This is a genomic window from Treponema sp. OMZ 855 (genome assembly GCF_024181145.1).
Classification (GTDB): domain Bacteria; phylum Spirochaetota; class Spirochaetia; order Treponematales; family Treponemataceae; genus Treponema.
Window position 1 is genome coordinate 2,130,670 of record NZ_CP051194.1, and the last position, 16,845, is coordinate 2,147,514.

The 16,845-nt window shown below is 36.8% G+C and carries 16 protein-coding genes and 1 pseudogene; all 17 read right to left on the reverse strand.

From position 1 onward, the window contains the following. Nucleotides 1-6: 6 nt before the first annotated feature. The 17 genes and pseudogenes from E4N65_RS09665 to E4N65_RS09740 all read right to left on the reverse strand — a co-directional run bounded on the left by E4N65_RS09665 (nucleotide 7) and on the right by E4N65_RS09740 (nucleotide 16,841). On the reverse strand, nucleotides 7-939 hold the full coding sequence (locus E4N65_RS09665) for a hypothetical protein (protein WP_253673013.1): 933 nt from the start codon (nucleotides 937-939) through the stop codon (nucleotides 7-9). A 236-nt stretch (nucleotides 940-1,175) separates the two neighbouring features. Next, entirely contained in the window at nucleotides 1,176-1,571 is a 396-nt protein-coding gene (locus E4N65_RS09670) for a hypothetical protein (RefSeq protein WP_253673014.1), read from the reverse strand. Nucleotides 1,572-1,794: 223 nt separating this feature from the next. Beyond that, nucleotides 1,795-2,226, reverse strand: coding sequence for a hypothetical protein (locus tag E4N65_RS09675; protein ID WP_253673016.1), 432 nt, complete (start codon nucleotides 2,224-2,226; stop codon nucleotides 1,795-1,797). 4 nt (nucleotides 2,227-2,230) lie between these two features. Beyond that, nucleotides 2,231-2,362, reverse strand: coding sequence for a hypothetical protein (locus tag E4N65_RS12180; protein ID WP_256478226.1), 132 nt, complete (start codon nucleotides 2,360-2,362; stop codon nucleotides 2,231-2,233). A gap of 196 nt (nucleotides 2,363-2,558) precedes the next feature. Then, nucleotides 2,559-3,368, reverse strand: coding sequence for a leucine-rich repeat domain-containing protein (locus E4N65_RS09680; protein WP_253673018.1), 810 nt, complete (start codon nucleotides 3,366-3,368; stop codon nucleotides 2,559-2,561). Nucleotides 3,369-3,587: 219 nt separating this feature from the next. Next, nucleotides 3,588-3,926 (reverse strand): hypothetical protein, encoded by a 339-nt coding sequence (locus tag E4N65_RS09685; protein ID WP_253673020.1) that lies wholly within the window; start codon nucleotides 3,924-3,926, stop codon nucleotides 3,588-3,590. Between the two features lie 213 nt (nucleotides 3,927-4,139). Continuing rightward, nucleotides 4,140-4,808 (reverse strand): hypothetical protein, encoded by a 669-nt coding sequence (locus E4N65_RS09690; protein WP_253673022.1) that lies wholly within the window; start codon nucleotides 4,806-4,808, stop codon nucleotides 4,140-4,142. Between the two features lie 31 nt (nucleotides 4,809-4,839). After that, nucleotides 4,840-5,391, reverse strand: a complete 552-nt coding sequence (locus E4N65_RS09695) for a hypothetical protein (protein ID WP_253673024.1) — start codon at nucleotides 5,389-5,391, stop codon at nucleotides 4,840-4,842. A gap of 933 nt (nucleotides 5,392-6,324) precedes the next feature. Then, nucleotides 6,325-6,581, reverse strand: a pseudogene (locus E4N65_RS12265) (RHS repeat-associated core domain-containing protein); the annotation flags it as partial. Between the two features lie 106 nt (nucleotides 6,582-6,687). Continuing rightward, entirely contained in the window at nucleotides 6,688-6,963 is a 276-nt protein-coding gene (locus E4N65_RS09705; RefSeq protein ID WP_253673028.1) for a hypothetical protein, read from the reverse strand. Between the two features lie 134 nt (nucleotides 6,964-7,097). Next, the gene (locus E4N65_RS09710; RefSeq protein WP_253673030.1) at nucleotides 7,098-7,775 is read right to left on the reverse strand and encodes a hypothetical protein; all 678 of its coding nucleotides are present in this window, start codon (nucleotides 7,773-7,775) and stop codon (nucleotides 7,098-7,100) included. Between the two features lie 239 nt (nucleotides 7,776-8,014). Continuing rightward, nucleotides 8,015-9,187 (reverse strand): RHS repeat domain-containing protein, encoded by a 1,173-nt coding sequence (locus E4N65_RS09715; protein WP_253673032.1) that lies wholly within the window; start codon nucleotides 9,185-9,187, stop codon nucleotides 8,015-8,017. Between the two features lie 194 nt (nucleotides 9,188-9,381). Then, a complete protein-coding gene (locus E4N65_RS09720; protein ID WP_253673033.1) occupies nucleotides 9,382-10,005 on the reverse strand; it encodes a hypothetical protein in 624 nt (207 codons plus the stop codon). 19 nt (nucleotides 10,006-10,024) lie between these two features. Then, nucleotides 10,025-12,172, reverse strand: coding sequence for an RHS repeat domain-containing protein (locus E4N65_RS09725; RefSeq protein ID WP_371921835.1), 2,148 nt, complete (start codon nucleotides 12,170-12,172; stop codon nucleotides 10,025-10,027). A gap of 475 nt (nucleotides 12,173-12,647) precedes the next feature. Next, entirely contained in the window at nucleotides 12,648-13,499 is an 852-nt protein-coding gene (locus tag E4N65_RS09730) for a hypothetical protein (protein ID WP_253673035.1), read from the reverse strand. After that, nucleotides 13,499-15,553, reverse strand: coding sequence for an RHS repeat domain-containing protein (locus tag E4N65_RS09735; protein ID WP_253673036.1), 2,055 nt, complete (start codon nucleotides 15,551-15,553; stop codon nucleotides 13,499-13,501). Before E4N65_RS09735 ends, E4N65_RS09730 begins: the two co-directional genes overlap by 1 nt. A gap of 676 nt (nucleotides 15,554-16,229) precedes the next feature. Continuing rightward, nucleotides 16,230-16,841 (reverse strand): hypothetical protein, encoded by a 612-nt coding sequence (locus E4N65_RS09740; protein ID WP_044015027.1) that lies wholly within the window; start codon nucleotides 16,839-16,841, stop codon nucleotides 16,230-16,232. Nucleotides 16,842-16,845 lie beyond the last annotated feature (4 nt).

Consider the following 16,845-nt stretch of genomic DNA (forward strand, 5'->3'; position numbering starts at 1 on the left):
TTTCTCCTAGTCTTTTAGGTTTTTTCCGATGCTCAATATAACAATCCTATACTCCTGTTTATTATACGTAAATGATACACTCATATGAGGTTGATCACCAACATATATTGTATTCTTGGTTTGAATATTTTTTGACATTTCCATAACAGCTGCTTGGAATTCCTTACTGGTAGCCATTTTTCCATAGTCATCGGATATTGATAATATAGTAACTTGTTCAGTTAAAGCTTCTAGAACTTGCTCTTTCGTAACTCCTTTTTTATTAAGGGCGAGACGCACTGAACTGAGCTGAATTGATTTTCTCCCTTGTTGTATCTGAATTGTTACAGAGTTAAGCTGACAATTACGGTATTTATAAGCTTCTTCTTTTGACATAGGAACCTCTATTACTTTTGAAATAAATCTTAGTATAGGCATTACGATAAAATCTTTTATTTTTGCTCTTATTCTTTGCCCATAAGCACCTCTCGCCCAAAAAGATTCTAATAATGCACCGACAGTTTCATGAAAAAATACATTATCAATCGTGTTATAGTATTCGATTGTTTTTGGAATATATTTCTTAAATTTTCGATCTGAAATTGCCAGAAAAAAAATAAGCGTTCCTAAGAAATCAGGATATTTTCCCCAGTCTTCTTGCAAAAACAACTCTTCTGCACATTTATATGCTTTATTATTTTGCATATCCGATATGCATTTCATTGCATATTCCATATTATCTCCTTTTTTATTAATTATGCTTATGAGTCTATTCAAAATCTCTTTTTCATCTTCTTGTCTAATTCTTATATCTCTATATTCAACAGGAATACACAGATAAAAAGATTGATCCATCAATTGATATGTCCCTGCTATAATATGCATTAGAATTCCAAGAACTTCTTTTTTTGATAAATCATTTTCTGCATCTTCCAACAACATATAAATTCTTTTATCCATGGACAATCCCTTTTATATCGTTAGTATAGTAGTAAATTTAGATTATTACCATTATTACGAATATCAATTCGATAAGTTTTACCGTTATATTCAAATGGTGCTTTCATTTGTTTTTAATCGCCATCTCCAACAGTATGCTTTGTCTTAATGTTTTCTGGCATTTCACTAACAGCTGTTTGAAATTTTTTACTCTTAGCCAGATGCCCATATCCTCTATTATTTGATAACATACTCACTTATTCATCGAGAGCTTTTTTGGCTTGACGTTTTGTCACTCCTTTTTCATTAAGAGCAAACCGTGTCGAACCAACCTGGATCGATCTTGTTCCTTGTTGTATCTGAATTGTTATAGATCCAAGCTCACGATTACGCTGCCCATTAGCTTCTTTTGCTTTTGATATGGAACTTTGTATAGCTTTTATAGCAAAACATTCAACAGTAGCTGTTAATCCAATAGCAGCTACATACCCACCCCATTTCAACAGACTGAGATCAGACGGATCAGGTGTCGAAAGATCCGTTTGAATAACTGCTATAACAAATTCTGTTGCTGCTTTCCCATCCGGATCAGTATACTTCACCGGATTATTGGCTTGAAGCTGGCTATCGCTTCGCTGCACCATACCGCTCAAATCTTTTCGCCGCTGCTACTTTGTTCACGCGGTGCTTTTTTCTCAGTACCGACACGGACGGCGATGGTTCTAAACAGTATCCATTTATCCAATCTTATATTATAAATTATACATCATCACATAAAAATACAGAATTATATTCTTTTACACTCATTCATATATACCGACTTTTGAATTGATATACCTGCAACCAACAATCTTCAAATGCTAACGCAAATATCACTCAACCAAATTTAAGCATCAGGTTAATAGTAGATAATAATTCATCTATTTTTTCGCTTTTTATTATATCTACAACAAAATTAATTTGCTGTAAGACATCTTTATATACATATAATTTTTCATGAATTACAGTCTCCAATGCTTTTTCAATAAATTTTTTATCATAAGATTTTCCGATAGCCCAAATAACAGAATCATAATAATTTCTGCCTTTACTTAAAAAATAAATTAATTCATCTAATATATAATTTTTTTCTTCTTCGGATAAATTAACAACCAATAAATCTGAAGGAAGTAGTTGTACATAATCTGTAGGATTCTCCTTATCAGTATTTTTTTCAATTAATAAACCAAGATTTATTATTATATCCCGTTTATTTTTATTGCCTGCACTAAATAATAATTCAATATATTTCTTTATCAATTCATTCATAAAGCTATTCCACAAGGTTTATACCACGCAAATTTTCTAAATCAATTCTATATTCTTTTCCTGAATATTCAAATTTCTCACGCATAACTGTGCCACCGCCTGATGTCCCCTTTGTATCCTTAACCGCTTCACTCATTCTAATTATTGCAGCTCTAAAATCTTTACATCGAGATAGCCCTGGCTAAGCAACAACAGCTTTCGCATATAATTCTGAAAGAGCTCCATACGCTTCTCTTTTAGTAACACCCGATTTATTATTGCTTTCTCTAGTCGTAGAAGCAGGAAAGGATTTCCGCTTCAATCGCTGTCCGAAAAACATTCACTATTTTACCTTACCGCCATATTCGCAGTGTTGGAATATGGTTACAATAAGAAAGATTATTATCTTCTAATTTCGGTCCTACAACAACAAGTTCTTTAAGCATGGGCATTTCTTGTATAAAATCAAGAGATTTTATAATACCTTTGTGAGTAATTCTTAGCACTTCTAACTTTTTTAATGTTTTTAGATGACTATGATCGTATATTTTACTTCCTGTATCGAGGTCAAGATATCTTAATGTAGGCGCCAGTACTTCTATACCATTCAAACTTTCAAGTTTGATAAGGTAGCTTAAATCTAAATACTCTAATTTTCTCATTGGTTTTATAAATGTACAATCTTTTACTAACGTGCCTTTAATAATCGAAAGGTGATTTAAATTAGGAAGATTTATTAGTTGAGTAAAGAATAACGGAAAGTCTTTACACTTCGTTATAGATATATATTGTAGATTGATACATTTATCAGAAATAAAACCGTTTTTAGACCAATCGCCTCCAATGTATTTTATACTTGAATTCTCTAATTTACAATTTAAACAAAAGTCACCCCATAACGATTGCAAATGGGGCAATCTATTCAACACCGTTATATCTTTTAAATAGTTCGTTGTTTGAATTATGATAGTTTCCAACCATGGAAATTCTTCAATAAAATTAATATCATCTCTTGAATATCGTCCCATTAACATAATACCACGAATTTTATGAGCAAGAATATAGTTTGAAACAGAAGTGATATTATCATCATTAATTAATATGCAATCAGTTTGATCTACATCTCCCTGAAAAAATTTAAACCCATCTTTTTCGACAATCATTTATCATTTACCCTCTAATCATCTAAAGAATGCCCGTTATCTATAATATAAAATAATTTGCCGGGGCTTTGAATTTTATTATAATTTTTAGGATTTTTATGAGTACCATCTCTTGCTAATCTTATGAATTCATCCTTAAAGGCCTCTATGATTCGGTGATGGCGTCCAATCAATATTTACAGGCATATCATCATAAGCAAAGCTTATTCTTATTGCTGATTACATTGCTCGTTTCTGTCCTCCTTTTCCGTGATATTTCATTCCGGATTCAAAGATAATAATATATGAACCTGTGCTACTATTTTTATCTTTATCTTGCGTAATCTCGTTAATTCTCGTTTTACCAGCGGCCTTTTTGTCCTCAAAACTTTGCACGGCATTATAAATTGATGTACCTATTTCTTTTGCTGTATTGCCAACCCAATTACTAATGCCATTCATTTTTTCCTGTACATATGCAGATACTTCCTTAGCCGAATCTTTATAGGATTGATTATTTGCCATAGCAATAACACCAGTTGTTATTACAATTGCAGCTACCTTCCCATCCGAATCCACATATTTAACCGAATTATTGGCTTGAAGCTCGCTATCGCTTCGCAGTCTGATACCACTTCAGTCGCTGTCCGAAACACTACCTTCCCTATTTCTGTTTATTCCTCACATACGGCCGCAACTCGTTCTGTGAGAAAGAGAGTGTTTTTATTAGCTGAAAAGATCTTTTTTAACACTCATCACATATTTCATCCTTGATTGTTACCTCTTTCTTTTTTATTGACTTACAAAAGCTTCTTTAAAAGCTTTCTCAAATGTATAAACATCGTTCACCATATCAAGTCTCATAATTCCGTAATTGGCTGCATCCGACCAAAATTCAAGAATAAAACCATTGTTTTCATAACAAATTCTTGTTACAGGATAGTCCTCTATCGCAGTGCCATAATCCTTAAAATGAATTGTTTTCATTTTAGACTTTCCTGTTTTTGTATTATAATAAATTAAGCTTATTTCATTCACTCTTGTATAATCATAATTTTTTCCATAAACAATTTCGGTTAGATCATTTGATATCGCTATTTGCATTATATTTTCATCAATCTTATTCATCTGTCCCTTTTTAAAATCGAGAAAATATACTGCCCGATTGTGTGTATGAACTCTATTAATGACCACTTCCCCCAATGTTTGATTTATAACACATTTAGACTTATCCTCCGATACTGAATAATCAAAATGCTTTATAAAAGGAGTAAAACTAAAAATATAGCTTTTAACATTATTAAAGACGATTTTATGTTGACCGTCCGAAATGGTCAAAGTTTCATTTTCATATTCATAAATCGGATTCTTTATTCTACTTATTTCGCTTTTAGTATGTAAAAGGCAAGAACTAAATAGGGAGATAAATAGAATAATTGCTATTTTTTTTAGACATTTCATTGTATGCCTCCTTGTTGTGTATAAATGATATTCAAAATAAAGATAAGAACAAGTAAAAACATCCAAGAAAATCAACATATAGGGGTAAAGCACACAATATAAAAACAATTTTCCCAAGAATTAATTGCAAGTATGGGTGCTGATAGTTATCTGAATGAAATTCAAAAGCAGCCTCCGATATAACATTTAATACAATACCAGCAATTAAAAATAAGATATGAACCACAAAAAATATAAACTTCGGTTTGGGATCAAAAACAGGAATATAAGTATCCGATAACAAGAAAGTAAGCACATAAAGTACTACCTTAAAAACCGCTAACAAAATTTTTATAAGCTTAGCAGGCATACTAGCAATCTTTGCTCTTAAAGATTTAAAATCGAATCTATAAAAAGAAATCCCTAAACCGAATAAACCTACATAGCTATACTTAAATACAAAAATTAAATTTGAAAAATCAACATTATTATATACCAGACTTTCTGATGCAGAGGGGAAAAAATAAAAAAACAGTACATAAGCTATTCCAAGCAAAACAGAGACAATAAGGCATAGCTTCACATTGACTTTTTTATAGTTCATAATATCGCTCCTCCTTATAGTACGAAATTAGTTATAAAAAGATATAACGTAACAAGACTTCCAATAATAAATGCAGGTATAAAAAATATTTTGCGGTATAATTTTAACGGTTTTATATAATCTTCCAACTCATATTTTTCAGCATTAAAACTCGAAAGTCCTTCATATATAGGATCCAATACCGACAGAGGAACAAATTCCGGTATAAATAATAGAAATTTATCTAGCCCCAAAGGCTCCAAACAGTCTAATTTCTCCGCGATAAGACGCCTTGCTCTTATCTGCAAATAGAACCTCATGATTATGCCCGATATAACATATATAATTATCATAATTCCTAGTATCGGATTTACTCGCATTGTATCTATCTCCTATTTAAAAAGTCTTTGAACATTTCACTTATATAATTACCTATAATAAATTCAAAAGGTCGCATCGATTCACTTAATTTCTCCATTCCCTTATTCTTTAATTCTGTTAAATCAATATATAAAGTACCTGAACAAAGATAAGCGGCACCAATAACTTTTATGCCTACAGTAAAAGAAGTTTTACCATTTTTATCACTTTGTGCACCTATAAAACAAGCGCCTTCACTGGGAAGCTTTCCAGCCCAATCTGAAAAATTTTCCGGCATAAAAGTCAATATACCATCAAAATTCCCCTTTCCGGTATCCTCCGGCGTAGTTAGTGCATTTGCGACAAGATTCGCCACTGTATCTCCTTTATCTAGTAAATTTAGAATTTTACCTCCAATACCAAGAGCCTGAGTAAGAGTTCCCTTAAAATCAATATCTGTACCTGCACCTACACCAATTTCAGTTTTAAGATACAAAGCAATATGATTATTACTATCCTTTGCTAATCCCATACTACCTCGCCCTGCTAGCAAAACAGCTAAAGATCCGGAAAGAAAAGGAGATTCTTCTATATCTTTCCCATCCGGGTCAGTATACTTCACCGGATTATTCCCCGCGTAGTGGTACAGGTGCAAGTTCACTACATTAAACACCCCACCCATGCCGGGTAAGTTCTCGTTGTGCTTCTTCGCTTCGTCGTCTATCGGTGCTTTGGGGATGTAGTCGCTTAATGCCGGATCTCCACTCAGCCATCTGCTATACTTCGGGTCAAGGTAGCGTGCGCCGTAATAGTATAAGCCCCGTTTCCTCATCCATCTCCCCTTTTGAAAATATACACGCCGTCTGCTTCGTCGCTTCAAAAAAATTAATCCTCAACGTATCATAGATACGCCTGCGGTTAATTTTTTCTCGCTCCTCGCATCCGACATGTCTCTTTTCAAAAGGCACCGTTTTTCCGCTTCCTGTCGTAAGCGGAAAAACCTCCGGTAAAGAGCTTTTGTTGTTTCTTGCTTTTTTTGGCGGACTGCTGCATTTTGTTTACTATAACTTCAAAGAAAACAAAATGCAGCACCGCGCTTTCCGCTTCAATCTTTTTGCCGCTGCTATTTTTTTTAAGCGGTGTTTTTCCGCTCGGCCGCTTCAAAAACCGCACCTGCATTACACGAGCGGCAAAAAGGATTTCTGCTTCAATCGCTGTCCGGGGAAGTATCATCCCTAGTTCTGTTTGTTTCCCACAGACGGCCGTAACTCGTTCTGTGGGGAGAGAAATTATTTGAGATAAGTACTGTAATACATAGACTTATCTCAAATCATTCAAATACTTTTCAATTTATCATAGTAATGTAACTATTCAATTGTTCCTAAAATTTTAATAAACTTATCCTCAGATGAAATTTTATCAATCCTATGACTTTCAAATGAATAGCGATACCACGAATGTGGAGCGGAAGGACTTGCTATCGTACAAAAGCTCATCAGAATAAAAATCGGCAGATATTTTATATAGTACCCATAATCAAATTTCGAAAAATAGAGATAATCAGCTGTCAGATAATATCTATCGTTTACAAAACCGTTTTTCTCATTTTTTAATCCGCGAATATTTAATTCAGTTTGTTCTAATGTATTATAGTTCAAAATAGAAATCTTTCCCTTCTCATTTATTCCAACAAAAGATTCCTTTAAAGGCATATAACCATACCCAATTAAATTAGGCTCTACCCGTTCAACCATATTTTTATTATAATTAAACTTTGTTATAGAGTTCTTTCCACTGCTATAAAAAAATATCATATCACGATAAAAACTGCATATTTGCAATCCATGAAAAGCTGCAGAACTTACAGTCCGATAATTTCTTGTTTTTAGATCTATTAGATAAAACATGTTATTATACTTCCCTTCTATCAAAGCTACAGAATCAGATACAAAGAAAAGCACTTCTCTGATAGATACGGATGGCTCATTGTACTTTACCAAAATTGATTTTTCTTCTTCTCCATTTTTATTTATGCAAATAAACACAGAATAATCTTTTTTTGCTATATGAAACCACCCTGTTTGTGAAATCTGATCAAAAGCAAAATCAGCGCCTTGCGGAATGTTAATCGTTCTACTCCCCTATTTTACAATTCTATCAGATTCCACTTCATAAATTAAATTTGATTGAATTTCTTTTCGGGAGGTATATTTACTATACGCAAAAACAAACAAACAAAAGGCCACTAAGCAAAAAGATATAAAATAAATATATCTATTTTTTTTCATTTTTGCCTCCATCTTATAACAGTACTTTCAGGATTTGCGAGATAAAGATTTACACCGATTTCATTTGGAATTGACGAACTAAATATATGATTTATGTTTACAAAAGGATTTATTGCTTTTATACCACTACCTTCTGCTGTCAATGCATTTCTTGCAAAAATTCCGCAACTATCATTAAAAACTTGATAACCGGAAAAGGATTGCCCTTCTACAAATGCTTTATCATAAATTTTTGCATCCTCACGACCCTGAGTCTTAAAAACTATCATTTCATCAAAATCCATTTCCTGTAAAGCGGCAATCATATCTTCACGCTTATCAAAAGTCCTTAATAAACAGCCAGCTCGGGTTGGCTGCCCCATTGATTGAGCGCTCCCTTGAGTAGGAAACTTTAGAGGCAGATTGCTTAGCACTGTTGTATCATGACCCCATTTATCTTTTACAGTACTCCCTGGCGATATATTACTTTTTATACCATTAGCTTCTTTTGATATACCAGTCACTTCAAAAAAAGCATATTTTCCATCCTTTGTTTGGACATACATCCCAGCATGCCCAAAACCTTGTGCTCCTTCATTATCCAAAATATATCCAGACTCCTTCCCATCAGGATCGATATACTTCACCGGATTATTCCCCGCGTAGTGGTACAGATGTAGGTTCACCACATTAAATACGCCACCCATTCCTGCAAGTTTTGACGTATCTGCTCCTGCAGATGGTATATACTCTCCCAGCGCCGGGTCGCCACTCAGCCATCTACTGTACTTCGGGTCAAGGTAGCGTGCGCCGTAATAATTAACGCCCGTCTCCTCTCCTTTTGAAAATATGCGGGCATCTACGGCGTCGCACACCGAAAATAAATGCTCGACGTATACCCGATACGCCTCCGCTTTATTTTCGGCTGTCTCCTTGTATCTGCTCCGCCTCTTTTCAAAAGGCCTCGTTTTTCCGCTTCCGGCAATCCCTGCCGTAAGCGGAAAAACCTCCGGTAAAGAGCTTTTGTTGTTTTTGTTTCTTGCTTTTTTGGCGGACTGCTGCATTTTGTTTACTATTACAATAAAGAAAACAAAATGCAGCACCGCGCTTTCCGCTCCAATCTTTTCGCCGCTGCTGTTTTGTTCCCGCGGTGTTCTTCCGCTTAAGCGCTTCAAAAACCGCACTTGCATTATACGCGCGGCAAAAAGGATTTCTGCTTCAATCGCTGTCCGGGGAAGTACCTTCCCTATTCCTGTTTACTCCTCATATACGGCCGTAACTCGTTCTGGGAGAAGTGAGGGTAAAGTTTTATAACGAGCTCTTTATAATCTCATAGGCTATCATTTGATTCCTGATAGACCGGGTAAACTGTACACTACAATAACTAGTTTTCATTTTTTTCTTCTTCAGTTTTTTCCCTTATAACTATATAAAAATCATTACTAAGAAAACGTTTTTTTAAAAATTCCTTATACTTTTTGTCAATATCAATTTCTTTTTTTAAATCGAATAAATAACAACAGATATTTTTCTCATTCAAAATATCTGTTTTAGTGTATAATAATTCTTTACCACTTTCATTCGGTACAATTTTATACACATTCATTTCAATAAACACCGTATCTAATGCTTTAATAATTTTATCCATATCTATAAATTTTATGCCATCCGCATCTTGTGAAACGGATGCGCCAAACCCCAGCACCTGTAAAATATCGAAAGAGGCAGGCTTACCAACTAAGTAGTCAAAATTATTAGGCTTAATAACCATCGGTGCCAATGCTATAGAGACCCCAAAAGAACTTTCCTCTTTGTACTTAAAAGACATCAGTCCATCATAAGTAACTTTAACATCATAAAATTTATCACTTGATACCTGATAGATAGTTTTTACTTCCACTAAAATATGGTCATCAGTTGCATTGAGTATATAAAGCCTCGCACTAGAAAGACATGATGTTAGACTCATCGTTATTACGGCTATACATATTATGTATATTTTTCTCATACAGCACTCCTTATTTCAATTATTTTTTTTCTTCTTTATTCTTTTCTTTATTGTATCGTTCGGCCCATTGCTCCGTCCAAAAATGCTTATAAGGATCGTTGTCTCCATTTTCTCTAAGTTCATTACATCTATTACATTTATTTGTATTATGCATCGCCGCATGAATACCGCTTGGTATCCCTATGACAAATAAATATAACGGCCCCAATATCCACGATTGGTAATAATGTCCTTTTTCATGCGATTTGAATGAAGGATGTCCCATACCAATGCTCCCTAATGTTATTCCATCCTTACGGTTTGGGAGGTTTACATATTTAAAACCACCATCCCAATCAACGGTTCCCCCCGATCCGAGAATAAAGCCATACCCTAATAGTAATCCGAGAATTTCTTGAGGCCCAAACCACAATGTCTGCGGCAACATCAATATTGAATGACCGATCAATTTCCATGTATTAATAAAATTGGATTTAAATTTCTCTCCAAAATTTGACCAATTATTATCACGAATCGATTGAATTACCGCCCCTATTAAATCATCAATAATAAAAAACTTACCGGTAGGATCCACATATTTAACCGGATTATTCCCCGCGTAATGGTACAGGTGTAGGTTCACCACATTAAACACCCCACCCATGCCGGGTAAGTTCTCGTTATGCTTCTTCGCCTCGTCATCTATCGGGGCTGTCGGGATGTAATCGCTTAATGCCGGATCTCCCGATAGCCATCTACTATACTTCGGGTCAAGGTAGCGCGCGCCGTAATAGTATAAGCCGGTCTCTTCATCCATCTCTTTGCCTGTGAACCTGAACGGCAGTTTATCTAAGCCAGCAGCCACTTCTTCAATCCACAGCTCTCCGTACGGCGTGTACTCGATATGCTCGTACTGGCGGCCTCGCCAGTCGGTTACAAACTGCGCGCTGCCTAAGTGGTCTGAGTGGTAGTAGTACCGCTTCTCCCGCTGCTCGGCATTGTCTCCGTTATTATCGGTGTGTGTCATTGCGGTAACAAGGCGGCTGTTACCCACAAAGATGTGCTTATGTACGCGCAAGCCTTGCGGGTTATTCTTATCCTGCACGGGGATGTGTATCGTGTAGAAGTTATTGAAGTATAAAGTTTCGCTTCTTCCCTCTTCGGTGTACTTGAGTGCTCTTTGCCCATCCTCACCGTAGCGGTAATGCACGGTGTAGCTGCGGTCGCTCGATTTAGTGAGGAGATTCTTCTCATTCCACGTGTAGTTACGCCGGTATGCAAACAGGTTCTGCGGATGCGTCTCTTCCGTCTCCTTCGGGGCGTCAAGGCCGAAGCCGTAGTCGGTGCCGTAGACGTCGGTGTCAGGGTCGTAGTTGTATGTAAAGATGAACTCATCATCCTCGGTAAACGGTCCGTCTTTTTCTGCCGTGATGTTGCCGTTCGCATCATAGCGGTAGTAGCGATTCCCTGCGTGTACAAGCCGGTGGGCGTAGGCAGGGTCGTATTCGTAATCAAGACTGTAGTCTAGCTCTGCTTTCGGGTAGGCGTTACCGCGAGCGCCGGACAGGTTCGTGGTGCTCATCTTCTTTGTCATGTTCCCGATGCCGTCAAAGGCAAAGTCTTGCTTATACTTTGCGACATTGACCGGTGTACTTCCAAAGCTCTTTATCGCCTTGTACTGGTTGCTTGTGCCCTCTACCCCGATAAGCTGATAGAGGCTGTCGTAGGTGTAGCTCTGACTCGTCTCGTAGACACTCGCGTCGTTACTGTAGCCTAAGACATTGCCGACTTTATCGAAGCGGTAGCTTATCTTTTGGAATACCTCATCGGTCTGTTTATTTCTCGTCTCGATGTCTTTTAACCATCGCCGCTTATCGTCGTAGCGGTATTTGGTCTCTACACCATTACCGTACTTGATGTACACACGTTGTCCGTGTTCGTCATAGACGATTGTGTCGATATAGGAATAGGTTGCAGTGCCCTTTACCGTGTTCTTTACGCCGCTCACCCCCTTTAGCTGTCCGCCTTTGTCATAGGTGTAGGTGATGGTTTCCCCATCCCCTTTTGAAAATATGCGGGCATCTACGGCGTCGCACGCCGAAAATAAATGCTCGACGTATACCAGATACGCCTCCGCTTTATTTTCGGCTGTCTCCTTGTATCTGCTCCGCCTCTTTTCAAAAGGCATCGTTTTTCCGCTTCCGGCAATCCTTGCCGTAAGCGGAAAAACCTCCGCTAAGATGTTTCTTTTTAATAATACCTTTCTTCTGGCGGACTGCCGATACTTGTGTACTATTATGATTATGTAAAAGTACACAAGTATCGGCACCGCGCTTTCCGCTCCAATCTTTTTGCCGCTGCTGTTTTGTTCCCGCGGTGTTTTTCCGCTTAATCGCTTCAAAAACCGCAGATGCATTACACGAGCGGCAAAAAGGATTTCTGCTTCAATCGCTGTCCGGGGGTGAGGATAGTTAGGCTGTAAATAAAAACAAAATTTTGTTTTCAATTTAAAAAATATTTTTCCCTTCACTACCGCCATGGATGGCGGTGATTCTAAACAGTATCATGTTTTGCTGTCAGCAAAACATGATATCAAATCTGTACAAGGACGTACGGATTTGATATGGCTTCCCACATACGGCCGTAACGCGTTCTGTGAGAATCTAATATTTATATACAATTTCACGAGATAACGAAACCTCAATACCTCTTGCAGATTTTTTTATATAATGCTGGAAATTTCCATGTTTATCGAAATCAAAATATTCAGCCACATGATTTGCAGCAGGATCATTAGTATAACTAACAGTTTGCTTTACAAGTCTTTCATTTTGATATTCAAAAATCCGTTCACATCTCAGTTCTTCCCCATAATACTCTGCAGTGCTTTTTAATCTATTATTATCGTAAGATAGTTTCAAATAATGTTTATTTTTCTTTTCGATTCCTTTTCCGTTAAACCGTGTGCAACATATATCTGTCAAAAGCCCTGCTATGAAGCTATACTCATAAATTTCCTTACCGGACTCAATTATAGCCCCATCTGCATATCGCTCAGAATAAGATATAACAGTTACTATTATCTTATTTTTTTGATATTCTAAACTTTCCTTGTATTGCAGCACACCGCGGCAATATCTTTCTCGCTGAAAATCGTCAAGATATTTAAATGTGAAATCCCCACGTGAAAGCAACCTATCTTTCTCATCATACTGATATAAGAAAACATAATCTTCAAAAACGCTAGATTCTTCTTTATCCAACAGTCCCTTAGAATTATAGAAAAGAGTATAATTTTCTTTTCTTTCTTTCCGCTGCAGTTTTATAACTACTTTTTGTAAATTGAACTTAGATTCTTTTTCAAAGCTCGAAAAATACCAAGAATCACTTATAGATTCCAAAGTTTCAATATTGATAAATTGATTCAGTCCAACTAATGAAAATAAGTTAGCTTCAGAAAAACCACAAGCCATAACAAAAAAAAGAGCCAAAAAAATACATAACCGGCACTTCATTATTCATCTCCTATTGATTGAGTTTTAACGACCTTAAACAAATCAAATCGTTGTAATGTGTTACTTCTTGAATCATGATACAACTTTTTTCTAACGCCATTTGTATCATTTAGTGAAAGATTCATACAACCATTTTCCGTATCTGCAAACACTGCACCATGATTTATATTTACATGATGACCGTATGTCTCTGTACCTGCCTTGTTTGTTGTTTCAATTCTAGCATTAACAAAATACTCATCAGCAAAATTTTCTGTCCTACCTATAGCAATAATCATATTATCCTGCTTATCGGATTTACAAGAACAGACAAATTGAACTTTCGTATCTGTCACCCCCTTTTCTTCTAGTAATCCATTTATTAACGCTGCACCGGCTTCTGGTGTCAATAAATTTTCGTTTGAAAAAAGGTTATGCTCGTTTGCATATGCATTTGCATCATTGACAGATATATTACTTCCAAGAAGTGCTGCGGCGATTCTCGTATAGGCTGTTAATACACACCCAACATTACATATTTTTTCTTGTGAAGTTCCTAGATTATCTGAAGAATCTGCCATCATAATTGATGAATTTGCACTTCTAACAATTCTCCCATCCGGATCAGTATACTTCACCGGATTATTCCCTGCGTAGTGGTATAGGTGCAAGTTCACTACATTAAACACCCCACCCATGCCGGGGAGGTTCTCGTTGTGTTTCTTCGCCTCGTCATCTATCGGCGCTTTTGGGACATACTCTCCCAGTGCCGGGTCTCCACTCAGCCACCTCGAATACTTCGGGTCAAGGTAGCGCGCTCCGTAGTAGTACAGCCCCGTCTCCTCATCCATCTCCTTACCGGTAAAGCGGAATGGCAGCTTATCTAACCCTGCGGCGACTTCCTCTATCCACAGCTCCCCGTATGGCGTGTACTCGATATGCTCGTACTGGCGGCCTCGCCAGTCGGTTACAAACTGCGCGCTGCCTAAGTGGTCTGAGTGGTAGTAGTACCGCTTCTCGCGTTGCTCTGCGTTATCTCCGTTGTTGTCGGTGTGGGTCATCGCGGTAACAAGACGGCTGTTCCCTACAAAGATATGCTTATGTACTCTCAAACCTTGCGGGTTATTCTTATCCTGCACGGGGATGTGTATCGTGTAGAAGTTATTGAAGTAGAGCGTTTCGCTTCTTCCCTCTTCCGTATACTTGAGTGCTCTTTGCCCATCCTCACCGTAGCGGTAATGCACGGTGTAGCTCCGGTCGCTCGATTTGGTAAGTAAGTTCTTTTCGTTCCACGTGTAGTTGCGCCGGTACGCGAATAGGTTCTCCGGATGCGTCTCTTCCGTCTCTTTCGGCGCGTCAAGCCCGAAGCCGTAGTCGGTGCCGTATACGTCTGTTTCCGGGTCATAGCTGTAGGTAAAGACAAACTCATCGTCCTCGGTAAACGGGCCGTCTTTTTCCGCCGTAATGTTGCCGTTTGCATCATAGCGGTAGTAGCGGTTTCCTGCATGAATTAAGCGGTGTGCGTAGGCCGGGTCGTATTCGTAATCAAGACTGTAGTCAAGCTCTGCCTTGGGGTATGCGTTGCCGCGGGCGCCGGGGAGATTCGTGGTGCTTATCTTCCTTGTCATGTTCCCGTCCCCTTTTGAAAATATGCGGGCATCTACGGCGTCGCACGCCGAAAATAAATGCTCGACGTATACCCGATACGCCTCCGCTTTATTTTCGGCTGTCTCCTTGTATCTGCTCCGCCTCTTTTCAAAAGGCACCGTTTTTCCGCTTCCGGCAATCCCTGCCGTAAGCGGAAAAACCTCCAACACAGTGTTTCTTTTTAATAAGCATCCTTCTTTGGCGGACTGCTGCATTTTGTTTACTATTACTATAAAGAAAACAAAATGCAGCACCGCGCTTTCCGCTCCAATCTTTTCGCCGCTGCTGTTTTGTTTAAGCGGTGTTTTTCCGCTTAAGCGCTTCAAAAACCGCACTTGCATTATACGCGCGGCAAAAAGGATTTCTGCTTCAATCGCTGTCCGGGGGAGAGAATAGTTACGCTGATAAAAGTAATCTTTTATATCCATATAATTATTTCTTTCTATTTCACAGTTCGTATTTGTATTGCTCAATTCCCAATCTTAGTTATTTTGCCTTACCCTCTACCTATTTCCCTTTTATATTAAACTTTCTAGAAAAGATTGTTAATTCTGTTCTAACTAAGAACAAAATAACCATAATCTGAATTATCGCATTTGAATTTCGAAGTGATAATACAACAGAAAAATAGAAAAATATATCCCACATAACAAGCATCAAATTTATCTTCAAACTTTTTGAATTTTTATAAACTAACTTACAAATAATATATTGTAATACGCCCCAAAACGAACCTCCTAAAAATGAAGTTAAATATATTTCATAGCGAAACTCTTGCTTAAAAACTAGTACAAATATTACTAAACTAAACTGTAATATTGTCATTATTAATAAATGTTTTTTCATCCACTCTAAATACATATTTTATTTTTTCCCCTCATGAATTTTCCATACCCCTGTTGCAGACCACCATACAGCACCTCCAACACCAATACCACTCAAACTATTCGGGGAACCCGATTTATTTTGAGCATTCAAATCCCAAGTTCCTAAAACCAAGGCTCCACCATATCCATCTCCTTGCCGGTAAATTTGTACGGTAGGTAGTCCGCAGTTTTTTTGAAAACTACGGAGTTTTAATTTTTACTCTGTTGAGTTAAATGATTAAAAAAAAATCTTGTATAACCGAGATGGATATGCTTCTTTGCATTCTACTATGTAGTCAATTTCTTCTGTGTAATTTTCTTCATCTAATGAATAATGGCAGACAATTTTTACAGGGAATTTATCATTCAACTTTCCATGTCGCCATTTAAACATATTATAAAAATTTACCCAACAAAAGTTTTTTGTATTAAAATCAGAGAATATTAATTTTTCAACTCCTGAATAATTAATGCCATCAACTTCATAATTTTTGAAAATAACCCTATTCTTGTTAGAATCATCTGGTTTATAAACATTATGCTTTTTTAAAATTCTATGTTTATTGTCATATAAAATTTCAAGTTGATTGATGCGTACTTGCCTAAAATTCTGTTTAGCAAAAATCCTAAAACCCAAATGCTGAGTTTTTAAGAAGATTACATTACCAACAGATATCCTCATAATAGAGTCTTTTTTTGATAACTGATTTATTTGAGTTGAATTAAATATATTCTTCATACTTGTATCATTTTTACAAGTAAACTCATAATATTTGCGTTGTTCAAATAAAGAAAAAACTAAAAAAAGACAAATTAATACTAATATAGGGCGTTTAATTACTTTTGACATCTAA